Origin of the sequence: Dyadobacter pollutisoli (assembly GCF_026625565.1) — a bacterium.
Taxonomy (GTDB): Bacteria; Bacteroidota; Bacteroidia; order Cytophagales; family Spirosomataceae; genus Dyadobacter; species Dyadobacter pollutisoli.
On record NZ_CP112998.1, the window covers coordinates 6,136,498 to 6,151,375 of the forward strand.

Consider the following 14,878-nt stretch of genomic DNA (forward strand, 5'->3'; position numbering starts at 1 on the left):
CCGTCAATGGTCATTGAATAGGAGTCAGCTGCGCCGCAGTAACTTTCCACTTACCTCCCGATCGCACACAAACGGTCATATAAGCGACCTCCCCCTGAAAATTGTTGTTTTCAATCTTTGCCCGCACATTCCAGTGCCCGGACGTGACGGCCACATCGCCGTAGGTGCGTGTGCGCGTGCCTGAGAGCTGTCCTGACTCTATAATCATGTAACCTTGTGCAATGCCTTGCCGGAGCCACTCTCCGTCGATGATACGGCCATTGAACCCGATAGCTGTAAAATCATTTGATATAAGACCTCCAAGACTGTTAGCGTCCTCTTCCAATAATGCTTTGAAAAATTGATCAGAGCAGTCCGTACCGTCGATCGGTGCCAGAGTATTGATTTGTGCTAATGCGATCGTGAAGGAACCGAACAGAATTACGAGCAGCAATGTGAACTTCATGCGAATGGACTTGTAATGTGCTTTGAGTGTATTTTGAACGGCAATGTATCAGAAAAAATTTAACAAATAAACGCACATTAAAACGCAGCAGGCATTTGAATTGAAACATTTTCTTCGCCTGAAAATATATAAGTAAATTCGCCTCCACATTTACACAAAATCTATAGTACCCGCCGCGATGACCAAAATGATGCTAAGAGGTTTGACAATGTTACTGATTTCAGGACTGATGGCTTGTTCTTCACCACCGGATAAATTCGGTGCTTTGGACCTCAATAAATGGCGTGGTGACCGCGGAGGCTGCAATAATGTGCGTTCGACGCTTCAAAAGGATTTTAAGGCTATTCAAGGACAGCTAAAAGGCAAATTTGCGGATGATATCGGGGAATTACTGGGCAGACCTGACATTCATCAGTTGGGAGAAAGGAATGTAAAATTTTATGTCTACTACCTCGAAAAAGGCCCGCAATGCGAAGACATGAAATTGAAGTCGAAAGCGGAGAAGGTAATCCTGAAATTCAATGCGGTTGGGTTACTGTCTGAAATCACTTATCAGGACCGTCCTTTGTCCAATTTGTAGCTTTACTGCCAGCATTTTATTATCGCATATGAATTTGCAAAATTTCGAACAAAAGATCCCTTCTACGATCCTGCAAAGGGGAAAGCAGATCTGCGAAAACGGCCAGGTTCTGCATGTGGAAGAAAACAGCGATGGATTGTGGACTGCCGAAGTTGAAGGAACCGACGTTTATTCAATTGAGGTAGTGATGGAGGACAGCGGAGAGATAGAGACCATGTTTTGCGACTGCCCATTTGACGGGGATGTTTGTAAGCATGTTGTCGCAGTGTTGTTGACATTGAAGGGACAAAAGAGCGCAGCCAGAGGGAAATCCGCGAGCAAACCCAAAAAACTGACATTTGCAGAACTCATTAACAGGACTAGCAAAACAGAATTACAAAGCTTCATTGAGGAATATTCAAAGGTAAACAAAGATTTCCGCTCGCATTTTGAACTTCACTTTGCACATAAAGACAATCGGGTTGACGTTGAGAAGGGATATATGGACTTGGTCAAAAAGACAATCCGGAATTACGCTCACCGAGGCTTTTTTGACTATCGATCGACCAATGCATTAGCCAGGGAAATAGATTCGATTTTAGTAAAATCACACGAATGTATTCGTACCAATAATTTCAGGGATGGGCTAACCATTGCCAAAGCGGTAGTGGTACAAGTCATAAGCGATGTAATTCCCTCCTGCGACGATTCCAGTGGCAGTATCGGAGCAACCCTTACAGATGCAATCGGTTTAATGAGAGAAGCGCTGGGCTCAGAAATATGCTCGCGTGACCTAAAAGAGAACTACTTCGGTTTCTTGAACACAGAACTGGCGAAAGAAAACTATTTTAACTACGGTGATTTCGGGAACGACCTATTCGAGTTATACCGTAGGCTGGCTGTTTTTTTAGGCAAGGGGCAGGAGTTCATACGCTTTGCCGACTCCCAAATTTGGAAGGAACAGAAAAAATCGTCCGACTCATATCAGCAGGAGTTTTTCATCAGGGAAAAGATTCATTTTTTTCAGGAAACAGGTGATCTGAAGCAGGCGCAAGAAATTGCTCTTCAAAATATAAGTATACCCCGAATTAGAGAAATTGTAGTTGATAAGGCGATTCTTAACCAGGACTTTGCCTTAGCAAAAAAATGGGTTAATGAAGGGATTTTAATTGCGGAAAAGGCACGTCACCCGGGAACGGTGTCCCAATGGAAGCGAGTACTTCTAAAAATCGCTGAACTAGAAGGTGATCTGGGTACGGTAAGGCAATATACGTTGTACTTTGCTTTCGACGGTAGTTTTAATGCGGACTATTATCGAAGATGGAAAAAAACATTTGGTTCTCAGGAATGGGAAAATGAATATGCAAAACTAATTGCACGAATAACTGAGGGGATAAACAAAGATGCGAAGAAACATCAGGGTCAAAACTGGTGGTCGAAGGAGCACAATTTGCTGCTTATTCTTGGCCCGATTTATCAGGAAGAGGAACAATGGGCAGAACTATTTGGCTTAGTAAAAGCTTATCCGGCACTGCATTCACTTTTGCATTATATGCACTATCTGGCAGCTGGTTTTGGGCCAGAAATGACTGAGTTGATCGTTCCGGCTTTGATACGCTCGGGGGAGAAGGCAAGTGCCAGGTCGCATTACGCACAGCTGGTTTCAGAAATGAAGAAAGTATTGAAAGCAATTCCGGAAAGTCGGGGCAAAATTTTTGAAGCAGTGGAGCTACTCAAATCAAAGTATCCCCTCAGGCCAGCTATGCTGGACGAATTTAAAAAATTGAAGTGAGAACAGGTTTATACGTAAAACTTTTTGATCTTAATTAGTTGCTCCACGGGCTCAGGCACCATGTACCGGATGGATTTGCCATTTTTGATACAGGCCCGCAGAAAGGTAGCTGAAATGTCAAGCAAAGGAGCCTCTACAAACTTTACAGCCGGGTGATTTCCAAATGAATGGACTTTGGAGTTGGGGCGGGGATAAACATACAGCCCGGTATATTCAAGGATTTTCTCATAGTTTTTCCAATTGGGAAACTGAGCCAGATTATCTTCGCCCATGATGAGTTTGAACTCGTGTTGCGGAAATTTCTCCTGCATCCTGATCAGCGTATCAATCGTGTAGCTCGGCTTGGGCATGTGGAACTCAATGTCGGTCACTTTCAGGAGTGTATTATCCGAAATGGCGCGCTGAACGAGGTCATAGCGGTCAAATTCGTGCAATAGGCTATTGTTTTTCTTAAATGGATTTTGGGGACTGACTACAAACCAAACCTGTTCGAGGTCGGTGGTGGTAGCCATGGTGTTGGCAATGATTAAATGGCCGACATGTATGGGATTAAAGGATCCGAAAAATAGGCCGATTTTCATTGGTTCAGGAAGCGATGAATTCCATCACCATTTTTTCCGCCTTGAGAAGTGTTTCCTCAAGATCGTCGTTGACCAGTGTGATGTCAAATTTATCCTCAAAACTAAGTTCGTAATGTACTTTCCCTAACCGGGTTTCCAGAGATTTTTCTGTCTCAGTTCCTCTTTCACTCAATCTGCGGATAATTTCAGCCTCGGAAGATACTTTTACAAAAACGGCCAGGGCGCTTTCGCGGTAAATTTCCTTTAATTTCAAGCCTCCTTTTACGTCTACGTCGAACAAAACGTGTTTTCCTTCAGACCAGAGCCGTTCGATTTCTTTTTTGAAGGTGCCGTAATAATTGCCGGCATACACTTCTTCCCATTCTGCGAACTCATTATTGGCAATGCGTTCCCGGAAATCTTTTTTTTGCAAAAAGTAATAATCCTTTCCGTCAATCTCGTGTTCACGCCGTTCCCTCGTCGATGCCGACACTGAGAAAGCAAGTAGACCAGGAAATTTTTTTAATAAATGTCTTACTATGGTAGTCTTTCCAGAACCGGAAGGAGCAGAAAATATGATAAGCTTACCTTTCACACTAACAGATTAACTGTTTATTTTTGAAATGATTGTATTCAGAATACTCTGAGGGCAGGGCTTTTTTTCAATTTTCAAATTGAGAGAATCCTTAATGCATTTTTCTAAACGATAAGACTCGATACAAGGGATGCATTTGTCCATGTTTTCGCGGAAGTGATCTTTTTCCGCTTCCGTTGCCTCGTCATCCAGTATAGCCTGAATGATTTTCATACACTCCGCATGGTGCTCGCAGGTCTGCTTCATGATTGGTTTTTGCGCTTCTTCTGTTACAGAAGGCGTCGAAAGAGATGCATTCATTATGAACAATGAAAATAAGAATAATGGAATATATGTACAGTTGTACCCTATAACCGCATAGGTTGTAAAAAAAGTTTCACAACCTACGAATCATATCCCATTGAACTAGCATAACTCTTCAACTTTTCTTTCAATAAGTTACGCGCACGGTGTAATCGGGACCTTACTGTACCGATCGGAATGTCCAGAATCTTGGCCATTTCTTCGTAAGTAAATCCTTCGATATCACACAGGATGATGACAGTACGGAAGTCAACAGGCAACGCATTCAATGCATTGGCTACCTCGTCACCGATCAGTTCCTGCACCGCGTCGGCACGAAGGTCGACGGTGTAAGTAGTGTCAGAAGCCTCCTCGGAATTATAGGTAGTTTCCACTTCCTGATAATCAACCTTGGACGGTTCTTTACTTTTCTTACGGTAATCGTTGATAAAACTGTTCTTAAGAATCCGAAAGAGCCATGCTTTCGCATTGGTGCCCTGTTCAAAAGAAGAAATAAAACGGAAGGCTTTTAGATATGTGTCTTGTACCAGGTCATTTGCATCGTCTTCATCCATCGTAAGGCGAAAAGCGAAGTTATACATGGAGTCGATGTGAGGCATGAACTCACGGTTAAAAACTTCATAACGAAGGTCATCCGTGTATTCATTAGTAGTGAGCGTTTCTGACATGGCAACTAACATAGGAATGCTGAATTTACAAAGATTAACAACAGCTCCAAATGGTACAAATTAAAATTTGATGAATGGCTTTTTGAAGCTCCTTAACCACCATTATTTCAAGATAAAAATCGAAACGTTGATGTTAATCAATGTAACAACATCAAATTCCGAGCCAAAAAAAGGTTTGCGTCAAAATGTCATGTTAACGCTTGGAAAAAAGTTCCAAAAGGATAATTAAGAGGGCAGTGAAGAGCGCACTTGCGCCGATTCTGATCAATGTATAAAGGATCATTCCAAAATTATTCATCTCCATGAAAAAAAGCATGGCATGATGCAAAAGTATAAGCGGCAAAATGTAAGCAAGAAAAGCACCAAGTCCCTGTGCCCGAAGCCCGACCTCTGCACGTTCTGCGCCTCTCGATTTCATTTGGTAATGGATCAGGAATGGCCGGACGTAAGCGATCATCACGGAGGCGGAGGCATGCATACCAAATGTATTGGAGAAAACGTCCACAGTGAAGCCAATACCGAATGCGATCAACAAAAGGTACATTCTGTCAATATCGGCAGGAAGCAGCAGTACGCCGGCAATGTAAATGAAGCAGAACGCGTAATTGAACATTACGATATTCCGCATGAAGAAGATCTGCAAAAACAGGTAGAGCAGGATCATCAGGGAATATTGTATTGCTTCTCGTAAGCTCATCGGGTTTCTACTGTACGTAATTTAAGATTTTCCTGCTCCCCAAGTTGTTGATTTTGTACCACATACACATATGACAGATTCCTGAAATCGGTAGCGAGGCGCAAAACAATGTTGTAAAAGGTCTGATTTGGGTTAACTGTCACGGTTTCTACTCTTCCTACCATAATGCCCGGTGGAAACACAGAATTCTGATCGGACGTAACAGCCGAGTCGCCTTTGAAAATCTTGGTATATTTCGAAACATCGATCATATCTACCAAATTGGGGTCCTTACCCTGCCATTTGGCATAACCGATTTCCTTGCTCCTCACCAATTTCGACGATACCATAAACTGTGAATGCAGAATGGAGGTGATCACGGAATAATTTTCCGAGCAAAAACGGACCTTCCCTACAACACCCGTGGCAGATATAACACCCATTCCGGGCTTGATTCCATGCGCGGTACCCTTGTCAATCGTCAGGACATTGTTCGTCTTGTTGGTTTCATTATCAACCACTTTGGCCACGGTATAAGTAAATCGTGAGGCAAAAACGGAGTCGGGAATGTAGCCAGCAGGAGCATCAACAGGTTTCTTCTGGTTCAATGCAGTAACCAGAGCATGCAGGCGTGCATTCTCATTCGCCAGATCCGAGTTGATTTCGTCCAGCTTGGTATATTCTCTCGCAGAGTTGGAAAAAGCCAGTGTTTTGGCAACGTAATAATTGGAAGTATTGAAATACGTAGCGCCCCAGTATGTATTGCTGCGCACGATAAGCCATACACTGAGCACTTCCAGCAAAACAAATACCAAAAAGAAACGATTCCGGACAACGAAATCAACGAGTTGGAGCATGGGCTAAAATGTTCACGCGCAGTTCATCAATCGTCGCAAAAATAGAAATCATTTTTCGATTGATGAACTGTGAACGATCCAATACTACGAAATCAGTACCGGCTTGTATAATTCAAGATTTTTAAGGACTTCACCTGTACCTTTTACGACCGCTTTTAATGGATCGTCGGCAATGTGAACAGGCAATTTGGTTTTTTGAGCAATACGTCTGTCCAGTCCATGGATCAGCGCGCCGCCGCCTGTAAGGTAAATTCCGTTTTTGAAAATATCAGCTGAAAGCTCAGGAGGCGAGATTTCAAGCGCCTTCATGACACCCTCTTCAATTTTCGAAATGGACTTATCGAGAGAGTATGCAATTTCACTGTAAGTAACCCGGATCTCCTTTGGAATACCTGTCATAAGGTCACGACCGCGTATCTGGTAATCGTCCAATGGAATTTCCAGCTCAGGAGAAGCAGAACCAATGGCCATTTTGATCAGCTCCGCAGAACGTTCCCCGATCAGCAGATTGTGCTCACGACGCATATAATCGACAATGTCCCTGGTGAAAACATCACCCGCAATACGTACCGACTGTTCGCAGACAATACCTGACAATGCAATAACCGCAATTTCAGTAGTACCACCGCCAATGTCGACAATCATCACACCATTAGGCTGGGTAATGTCAATACCGATACCGATGGCAGCCGCGATGGGCTCATGTACCATGTAAACCTCTTTTGCACCTGCATGCTCACAAGAATCCTTAACAGCACGTTTCTCAACCTCGGTAATTCCGGAAGGGATACAAACCACCATTCGATGTGAAGGAGTAAAGAACCGGCTTCCTGTATCGATCATTTTGATCATCCCGCGGATCATCATTTCCGCGGCAGTAAAGTCTGCAATAACCCCGTCTTTTAGCGGACGGATTGTTTTGATATTCTCATTTGTCTTTTCGTGCATTTGCATAGCTGTGTGTCCGATTGCTAAAACTTTGCCGGTGGTTTTATCCATGGCAATGATCGAAGGCTCATCAACAACTACTGTATCTTTATGGATGATCAGAGTATTTGCAGTACCCAGATCTATCGCTATATCGCTAGTCAAAAAATCAAACAATCCCATATATTTTATTAAAATTTTCGCTCACTTTGATTTCAGGATGGCAAAATTACAGATAAATAACCACAAACAAAGGCATTTAAAAAAATTCGACATATCGCGTTTTCTGACCCAAAACGGGCACTAAAACAATGGTGTAGAATGGAATTTACAAAACCTGTGTACCTTTGTTTTTACTATGGGAATCAGAGCAATTTTGAGTGAGCCACTGGCTCAATACATTGTAAAACAACAGCAGGATTGGATAAGCCGCAGCACAGAAGTTCAGGAAAAATGGCGGAAAGAGCTGGTTAAGACGGCAGCCGATACGCAGTTTGGCAGGGATCACTTCTTTAAAGATATTCATTCTTATTCAGATTTCAAGGAAGCCATTCCGGTTCACGACTATGAAGATCTGAAGGATTACATTGCAAAGCTCAAAACTGGTGAGAGCGACGTGCTCTGGCCAGGCAAACCGCTGTATTTTGCCAAAACATCGGGTACTACTTCCGGTACCAAATACATTCCCATTTCCAAAGATTCTATCTCCAATCACATCAACTCGGCGCGTAATGCCATTTTGACGTATATCGCTGAGACGAAAAAAGCGGCTTTCCTGGACAACAAGCTCATTTTCTTGTCAGGAAGCCCGATACTGACAGAAACCGGCGGGGTACTGACAGGACGCTTGTCAGGTATTTCCAATCACCACGTGCCAGCCTATCTGCGGTCCAATCAGATGCCCAGCTATGAAACCAATTGCATTGAGGATTGGGAAACCAAGCTGGATAAGATCATTGACGAAACGATAGATCAGCGGATGTCGCTGATATCCGGGATCCCTCCCTGGGTTCAAATGTATTTTGACCGAATCATCGAGCGTACCGGCAAAAAGATCAAAGATGTGTTCCCGGAGTTTTCTCTCTTCATTTACGGTGGAGTGAATTTTGAGCCATATCGTGCCAAACTTTTCGAATCCATCGGGAAAAAGATCGATTCAATCGAACTGTACCCTGCGTCGGAAGGCTTTTTTGCCTATCAGGATTCTCAGACTGATGAGGGGCTGCTGTTGTTGCTGGATACCGGCATTTTTTACGAATTCATACCGGTTGAGCATTTCTTTGATGAAAACCCGAAACGGTTATCCATTAGTGAAGTAGAAACAGGCCGTAACTATGCTGTGATCGTCAATAACAATGCAGGTCTGTGGGGATACTCGCTGGGAGATACTGTGAAATTTGTTTCCACGCAGCCATATAAAATATTGGTTACCGGCCGGATCAAGCATTTTATTTCTGCATTTGGCGAACATGTTATCGGTGAAGAAATCGAAAAAGCATTGCGCTATGCCATGGAGCGCCATCGGGAAGTAGAAGTGGTGGAATTCACAGTGGCGCCGATGGTAAATTCGGAGCAAGGCGGACTTCCTTATCATGAATGGCTCGTTGAATTTGCGACAATGCCTAATGACCGGGAAAAATTTGTGGAAGACATTGACAGACGCCTCACGGAGTTGAACATATATTATCAGGATCTGATCAAAGGAAATATTTTACGTCGCCTCGAACTGGTACCGCTGCGTAAGAACGCTTTCATCGATTTTATGCGCGCGAATGGAAAACTAGGCGGTCAGAATAAAGTTCCGAGATTATCCAATGACCGAAAAATTGCCGATGAGCTTGTCAGAATTAACCGGGCGTAATTCCGGGACTTTTAATGCGATTGTAAAATGAAAAAAAGAATAGCCATTTTGGGTTCCACCGGTTCTATCGGTACCCAGGCATTGGAAGTCATAGATGCGAATCCTGAAATTTTTTCGGTAGAGGTACTTACGGCTCAGGACAATGCGGATTTGCTGATCGAGCAAGCTGCCAAATTCCGTCCCAGGGAAGTGGTCATAGGCAATGAGAAGCATTTTGAAAAAGTAAAAACGGCCCTTTCTTCTTTACATATAAAGGTTTATCAAGGAGCCGAAGCATTGGTTTCCGTTGTAGAATCGGACTTCATTGACATAGTACTGACGGCCATGGTGGGTTATGCCGGGCTGTTGCCTACCATTCATGCCATCAGGGCTGGGAAAAATATCGCTCTCGCCAATAAAGAAACACTTGTTGTGGCCGGAGAACTGATCACCGGACTTGCGAAGCAGCACAACGTTAGCATTTATCCTGTCGACTCCGAGCATTCAGCTATATTTCAATGTCTGGTAGGGGAAGAAAATAATCCGCTGGAAAAGATTGTTCTGACAGCTTCTGGTGGTCCATTCAGAGGAAAAGTCCGCGCGTTTCTGGCCAGCGTGACCAAGGCGCAGGCTCTGAAACATCCGAACTGGACAATGGGGGCGAAAATAACGATCGACTCCGCAACGCTGATGAATAAGGGGCTGGAAGTGATCGAAGCCAAGTGGCTTTTCGACCTGGAAGCTTCTCAAATAGATGTGATCGTACATCCTCAGAGCATTATCCATTCGCTGGTACAGTTTGAAGACGGGAGTATGAAGGCGCAAATGGGGCTGCCTGATATGAAGCTCCCGATCCAGTATGCATTGCATTACCCTGCCCGGTTGAAGTCCGCCTTTCCCCGTTTCAATTTTATCGATTACCCGTGCCTCACTTTTGAAAAGCCCGACCTGGATACTTTCAGGAATTTGGCGATAGCGTATAATGTGTTGGAAAAAGGAGGAAATGCTGCCTGTGTCGTCAATGCGGCCAACGAAATTGCCGTTGACGCATTCCTCCATGATAAGATAGGATTTCTGGATATTTCGGACGTAATTGTTGAAACCCTTGCTAAAATAGAATATGTTGGGAATCCTTCATATTCCGATTACGTTCACACCAATGAGGCTGCCAGACGATTTGCCTCTGAAATGATTCAGGTAAAAGTATAAATGAAAACCACGTTGTTAAAGTACTTATCTGTTGCTCTTGCCAGTACGCTTAAATTTTTCGGAGGACCGATTGCCGGCGTTATCCTTAAATTGACCTGGGTAGAAACTGCTATTTGTTCAGCAGTAGGTATGATGTTTACCGTGCTGCTTTTGACGTATGTAGGCGGAGGAATTCAGGCATTGCTTAAAAAACACCGCAAATCTCCCGCTAAGAAATTCACAAGAACCACGCGTATCGCTGTCAATATCTGGAAACGTTTCGGGATTATCGGTATCGCTTTTCTCACGCCACCATTGTTTACACCCATATTCGGACCCATTCTGGCGGTTGCGTTTAAGGTACCCCGCGCTTCGATTTTCCTTTGGATGTCAATCAGCGCAATCCTGTGGGGCTTAGGGATTTCCTATATCGCCCACAAAGTGCATTTTATCCAGGACTGGATCAAATAGGCTGATTACCTGCTGACTTCCTTTTTTGGAGCAACTGTTTTCTTCATAAAGTCACCTTGCGAGAAGTACTTTTCAATGAGGCAGTACATTAATATGAAGAAGTACCTGCTTCCCATCTCCTTGATTTTGAGCTTGGATTCGCCATATTTCCGGTTTGTCCAACTATTGGGAACTACCGCATAATTGTAGCCTCTTACCATTGCTTTGAGCGGAAGCTCAATGGTCAGGTTAAAGTGAGGGGCCAAAAATGGTTTAATACCTTCGATAGTCTCTCTTTTGTAAAGCTTGAAGGCATTGGTAGTATCATTGTATTTGATACCCATCAAAATGCGTACGATGAAATTAGCGACACGGTTGATCAGCTTTTTCACTGCGGGATAATCAACCACTTTTCCTCCTTTTTCCCAGCGGGAGCCGAAAACGCAGTCATAATCGCCTTCCAGCATCTTGAAGTAATATTTGGCAAGATCCTCGGGATCATCAGACATATCGGCCATAAAAACCGCCACACAATCTCCTTTGAAACGTTCGAGACCATATCTTACCGCGTAGCCAAAACCATTGGGGCCCGGATTGGTGTAGTAAACCAATGTTGGAATTTCGAGAGAAAGCTCGTCCAAAACCCTGAGCGTACCGTCTTTGGAATTGTCGTTTGTTACGCAGATCTCGTGAGGAATATTGTATTTATTTAATGTACTGTGCAGTGATGTTAATGTGTGAGTAATAGATTCCTCCTCGTTATAGGCTGGTATTACGACGCTTAGCTTCATAGATGTGAGTTGTTGAAAACAGTACAAATTAAAGATTATTAATTTGAACTGCCAATTTTTTCCAGGTCCGAAAGTTGCCCCTCGTATTTAATAAGTGTCTTTTCGATCGTTCCCTGATAGCGATAGTCCAACCATTGATCCACATTTTCAAACATTTCCTTCCGGTTCAATAAAAAATTCCGGTTAGTCTGAGAATGTACATTGCTGAGCCCGGCACTGTGTTTTCTATACACGCCCATGGTCTCAGGAAGGTACCCAATCTTTCCCTGTGCTGCCAGTTGTATCATTACCGCCCAGTCGCCTGCGGCCGCTTTCGCGTGCCAGTCGGCAAAGTCATTGGTCAAAAAATGGTTCCGGTAAACCCAACTGGCAGTAGCCATAAACCATTTATCTTCCAGAACGTCTTCAATGGTGGAAATTAGCTTCTGATCTTGTGGGTTAAAAAAGTGCTCGGGAGAGCCATCTTCGTAAGTAACCAGCATATTATGATGGCAAATTGCGAAATCAGGATTTTTGTCCAAAAAATCAACCTGCTTTTGAAGCTTCAATGGATCGGTCCAATAGTCGTCTCCTTCACACATGGCGACATACTCGCCTTCACATGCTTTCAGTAATTGGAGTACATTGTTTCTGCCTGCAAACTCCCGCGGTTCTTTGGGGCCCTGATTTTCAGCATGCAAAAATGCCCGGATCCTTCCTGGATTCCGGGCAATGTATTGGCGAATGATATCGGGAGTGCTGTCGGTTGACGCATCATCACCGATCACAATTTCGAAAGGAAAATCAGTCTGCTGCATCAATGCGCCATCGAGCATTTGTGCAATGTATTTTTCGTGATTGAATGCTGGTACGCAGACGGAAAGTTTCATCAGCCGGATACAGGGGCGGTTTTAAGTAGTTATAAATTCTTTTACCGAGTCTGCACTTATTTGTTGAAATGACAATCCCTGAACATTTGTAAATGTTTTCGCATGTTCTATTGTCATGGAAACTGGATTTCCGTTGGCATCTAGATCAACTAACAGATTTTCATTTAAGTCCTCGGTAGACGCAACAGTATTTTGATTAAATACCAATAGAAGATTGTCCGTATCCTGAAAGTACCTTATATCCATGATTAGTTTTCGGATTTAAATGAACGGTCGAAAAAAGCGTTGTGCAGGGTAACCCCATCGTCCAGCAGACAATACGCAAATATTTTTGGTTCTCCTCGATTTTGGCCCACCTTCGTATTCTCCCATCTGCCTGGATTTCTTGTTTTTCAGGAAAATTATAAACCTGCTCTATCCATTCCAGTTTGATGTCGTGGCGATCGGGACGTTCACGAGTAAACAGGAAATATTGTGTAAATTTCATAAGACCTATTTGAAACAGATCTTAACTAAAAACCTCCTTCAATTGCTCCACAGTAGGGAAGTCGGGCGTTACCAGTTCAGTTTCGGGTTTGTAAATGTAAGCCATCGGGTAGCCGCGATCGATGAATGTTGGCTCGTCAAGATTATTATAACGAAGCTGCACCGACCAGCGAATGTTACGGGTAATGTTGTTGCCGGACTGGTGGATCAGGAATGCTGAGAAAACCAGAATGTCACCCACTTGAAATTCAGTCTGAACAAAATCTTCTTCTTTTAAAGAGGAGGTGATACCACCCTGGTAACCAGAAGTAGACGATTCCTGCAAACCAATCTTGTGGCTGCCCGGAATAACCTGCAAAGCACCAATGTCGGCACCAGCATCCACCATTGGAAACCATATCACGGTACTGTCCAAAGAGCCCTGACCGGTTCGCCAGTCCTGATGTGCGTCCAGCTTCCAGTGCTTACTGCCGTCTTTGGATAAAAACCGGCTATTGAACTGCATAGCAGCACGTGCACCAATGATAGGATTGGTAAGACCAACCTCTTTCAAAAGGTTCTCGATTACAGGATCAACACCCAGCCTGTGCAGTGAAAATGTATGCTGAACGGTTTTTCCTGTATTGACAAATGCATTGAAGTCTTTCTCGAAAAATTCGAACATCGCGTTTTCGAATGCATCACGGTCATCAATGTCAACCGACTTGCCGGTAACACGTTTGATCTGGGACGCGAAAATTTTTCGGGCGTCCTTATATATATTGCTGATCACATCCTTATCGAGGCGATTTCTCAAAAGGACATATCCGTCTCTGTTAAATTGTTCCTGAAGTGTACTCATTGTTTGATCACTTTTGTGACGTTTATTTTTTCAAATTTATCACTCTTTTAAAGTCAACAGAATGATTTAGATCAGACTTTTTCAGGACGTTAATCTTCCCAGACCGCGTAAGCAAATCCTGCGGCACCGAAACCATTTCCGTTGTAAAGCAGATACTTTTTACCATTATGTGTGTAAACATTGGCATAATCGATCATCTGATAATCGAAGTCTTCCGGATTTTCAGATTTCGCGATTCCTACCAAATGGTCTTTGCGTTCCCAGGTCGTACCATCCAATGACTCGGCATAACCCAGGCGATAGCTTTGGTTACGGTCCGTACGATAGTCGCGGGAATGGCGGTAAGAATAGTACATTTTGTAAATACCATCTTCCTTCAAAACGCTCGGCCGGCCTACGGCGTGCAGAAAATCATCAAAATCAAGGGTAGGAATGTCGCTGATCTCCCAATGGATACCGTCTTTGGAAGTGGCAGACTGAGCACGATAGTAAGGCTCGGGGTAGCCATGAATGTACTCGCATTTGTGGCCGGAAATGTACCACATCCGCCAGGTACCGTCGTCGTCGATCAGTACCGAGGGCTGCGCGGCCCACAATGGGTTCTCAATGCTCCGGTCCATAATAGGGCCGCGGAACATTTTTTCAAACGTTAATCCGCCATCATGGCTCACAGATAACCCCATTGAAAGCCTGTAAGAGTTCCAGGTACGGTTCCAGCCGGTATAATAAAGCCAGATATCACCATTGGGACGATCTACAAACCAGGCAGGCATGGCGCCGGTTTCGTCATATTCACCCGGGCCGCCCAGTTCCAGGACAGGTTTGTCGTGTATGTAAAGGATCTTCTTCGGATCGTCGTAGTCTACGTCAATAAATGTAGGACGTGACTGGGTATTGGCATCTCGCGACGAAAAATAAATGCGAAGAAAATCTTTGTGTTTATATGCAAATGGAACCTGTGCGTGGGTGAGGCTATGCGCCAAACTTCCGTCAGGTTTATAAATAACTCCTTTTTTAACCCACATGGATTA

19 protein-coding genes are annotated in these 14,878 nt (G+C 43.8%); 5 read left to right on the forward strand and 14 right to left on the reverse strand.

Going from position 1 to position 14,878, the window contains the following annotated elements:
- Nucleotides 1-10: 10 nt before the first annotated feature.
- Nucleotides 11-445 carry a nuclear transport factor 2 family protein gene (locus ON006_RS25210; protein ID WP_244824829.1) on the reverse strand — a complete coding sequence of 145 codons (435 nt, stop codon included), beginning with the start codon at nucleotides 443-445 and terminating at the stop codon, nucleotides 11-13.
- Nucleotides 446-653: 208 nt separating this feature from the next.
- Here ON006_RS25210 and ON006_RS25215 point away from each other — a divergent pair, with 208 nt between their 5' ends.
- Entirely contained in the window at nucleotides 654-1,025 is a 372-nt protein-coding gene (locus ON006_RS25215) for a hypothetical protein (RefSeq protein WP_244824828.1), read from the forward strand.
- Between the two features lie 28 nt (nucleotides 1,026-1,053).
- Nucleotides 1,054-2,796, forward strand: a complete 1,743-nt coding sequence (locus tag ON006_RS25220) for an SWIM zinc finger family protein (protein WP_244824827.1) — start codon at nucleotides 1,054-1,056, stop codon at nucleotides 2,794-2,796.
- Nucleotides 2,797-2,804: 8 nt separating this feature from the next.
- Here the strand turns inward: ON006_RS25220 and nadD are convergent, their stop codons facing one another.
- The 7 genes from nadD to ON006_RS25255 all read right to left on the reverse strand — a co-directional run bounded on the left by nadD (nucleotide 2,805) and on the right by ON006_RS25255 (nucleotide 7,565).
- Nucleotides 2,805-3,377 carry a nicotinate (nicotinamide) nucleotide adenylyltransferase gene (nadD, locus tag ON006_RS25225; protein ID WP_244824826.1) on the reverse strand — a complete coding sequence of 191 codons (573 nt, stop codon included), beginning with the start codon at nucleotides 3,375-3,377 and terminating at the stop codon, nucleotides 2,805-2,807.
- A 4-nt stretch (nucleotides 3,378-3,381) separates the two neighbouring features.
- Complete coding sequence (gmk, locus tag ON006_RS25230) at nucleotides 3,382-3,951, reverse strand: guanylate kinase (protein ID WP_244824825.1); 570 nt, start codon at nucleotides 3,949-3,951, stop codon at nucleotides 3,382-3,384.
- Between the two features lie 9 nt (nucleotides 3,952-3,960).
- Nucleotides 3,961-4,251 carry a phosphohydrolase gene (locus ON006_RS25235; RefSeq protein ID WP_244824823.1) on the reverse strand — a complete coding sequence of 97 codons (291 nt, stop codon included), beginning with the start codon at nucleotides 4,249-4,251 and terminating at the stop codon, nucleotides 3,961-3,963.
- Between the two features lie 83 nt (nucleotides 4,252-4,334).
- Entirely contained in the window at nucleotides 4,335-4,934 is a 600-nt protein-coding gene (locus ON006_RS25240; protein WP_035360656.1) for a sigma-70 family RNA polymerase sigma factor, read from the reverse strand.
- Between the two features lie 181 nt (nucleotides 4,935-5,115).
- On the reverse strand, nucleotides 5,116-5,619 hold the full coding sequence (locus tag ON006_RS25245) for a SoxR reducing system RseC family protein (RefSeq protein ID WP_244824821.1): 504 nt from the start codon (nucleotides 5,617-5,619) through the stop codon (nucleotides 5,116-5,118).
- Entirely contained in the window at nucleotides 5,616-6,455 is an 840-nt protein-coding gene (mreC, locus tag ON006_RS25250) for a rod shape-determining protein MreC (RefSeq protein ID WP_244824819.1), read from the reverse strand. Before mreC ends, ON006_RS25245 begins: the two co-directional genes overlap by 4 nt.
- An 84-nt stretch (nucleotides 6,456-6,539) precedes the next feature.
- Nucleotides 6,540-7,565, reverse strand: coding sequence for a rod shape-determining protein (locus tag ON006_RS25255; RefSeq protein ID WP_019946014.1), 1,026 nt, complete (start codon nucleotides 7,563-7,565; stop codon nucleotides 6,540-6,542).
- Between the two features lie 175 nt (nucleotides 7,566-7,740).
- Here ON006_RS25255 and ON006_RS25260 point away from each other — a divergent pair, with 175 nt between their 5' ends.
- Genes ON006_RS25260 through ON006_RS25270 form a run of 3 tightly spaced genes read left to right on the forward strand, consistent with a single transcriptional unit; the run spans nucleotide 7,741 to nucleotide 10,881 of the window.
- Entirely contained in the window at nucleotides 7,741-9,243 is a 1,503-nt protein-coding gene (locus ON006_RS25260) for a GH3 auxin-responsive promoter family protein (RefSeq protein ID WP_244824817.1), read from the forward strand.
- Between the two features lie 27 nt (nucleotides 9,244-9,270).
- The gene (locus ON006_RS25265; RefSeq protein WP_244824815.1) at nucleotides 9,271-10,431 is read left to right on the forward strand and encodes a 1-deoxy-D-xylulose-5-phosphate reductoisomerase; all 1,161 of its coding nucleotides are present in this window, start codon (nucleotides 9,271-9,273) and stop codon (nucleotides 10,429-10,431) included.
- The gene (locus ON006_RS25270; RefSeq protein WP_244824813.1) at nucleotides 10,432-10,881 is read left to right on the forward strand and encodes a hypothetical protein; all 450 of its coding nucleotides are present in this window, start codon (nucleotides 10,432-10,434) and stop codon (nucleotides 10,879-10,881) included. It begins immediately after the preceding gene.
- A gap of 5 nt (nucleotides 10,882-10,886) precedes the next feature.
- Here ON006_RS25270 and ON006_RS25275 read toward each other — a convergent pair whose 3' ends face one another.
- From ON006_RS25275 to ON006_RS25295, 6 genes are all read right to left on the reverse strand, one after another.
- Nucleotides 10,887-11,651 (reverse strand): glycosyltransferase family 2 protein, encoded by a 765-nt coding sequence (locus tag ON006_RS25275; protein ID WP_244824811.1) that lies wholly within the window; start codon nucleotides 11,649-11,651, stop codon nucleotides 10,887-10,889.
- Between the two features lie 38 nt (nucleotides 11,652-11,689).
- Nucleotides 11,690-12,520, reverse strand: a complete 831-nt coding sequence (locus ON006_RS25280) for a glycosyltransferase family 2 protein (protein WP_244824809.1) — start codon at nucleotides 12,518-12,520, stop codon at nucleotides 11,690-11,692.
- Nucleotides 12,521-12,541: 21 nt separating this feature from the next.
- The gene (locus tag ON006_RS32365; RefSeq protein WP_374760252.1) at nucleotides 12,542-12,766 is read right to left on the reverse strand and encodes a DUF2283 domain-containing protein; all 225 of its coding nucleotides are present in this window, start codon (nucleotides 12,764-12,766) and stop codon (nucleotides 12,542-12,544) included.
- Complete coding sequence (locus ON006_RS25285; RefSeq protein WP_244824807.1) at nucleotides 12,717-13,007, reverse strand: hypothetical protein; 291 nt, start codon at nucleotides 13,005-13,007, stop codon at nucleotides 12,717-12,719. Before ON006_RS25285 ends, ON006_RS32365 begins: the two co-directional genes overlap by 50 nt.
- 21 nt (nucleotides 13,008-13,028) lie before the next feature.
- A complete protein-coding gene (locus tag ON006_RS25290; RefSeq protein ID WP_244824805.1) occupies nucleotides 13,029-13,847 on the reverse strand; it encodes a phytanoyl-CoA dioxygenase family protein in 819 nt (272 codons plus the stop codon).
- Nucleotides 13,848-13,936: 89 nt separating this feature from the next.
- Nucleotides 13,937-14,872 carry a glycoside hydrolase family protein gene (locus tag ON006_RS25295; RefSeq protein WP_244824803.1) on the reverse strand — a complete coding sequence of 312 codons (936 nt, stop codon included), beginning with the start codon at nucleotides 14,870-14,872 and terminating at the stop codon, nucleotides 13,937-13,939.
- Nucleotides 14,873-14,878: the final 6 nt, after the last annotated feature.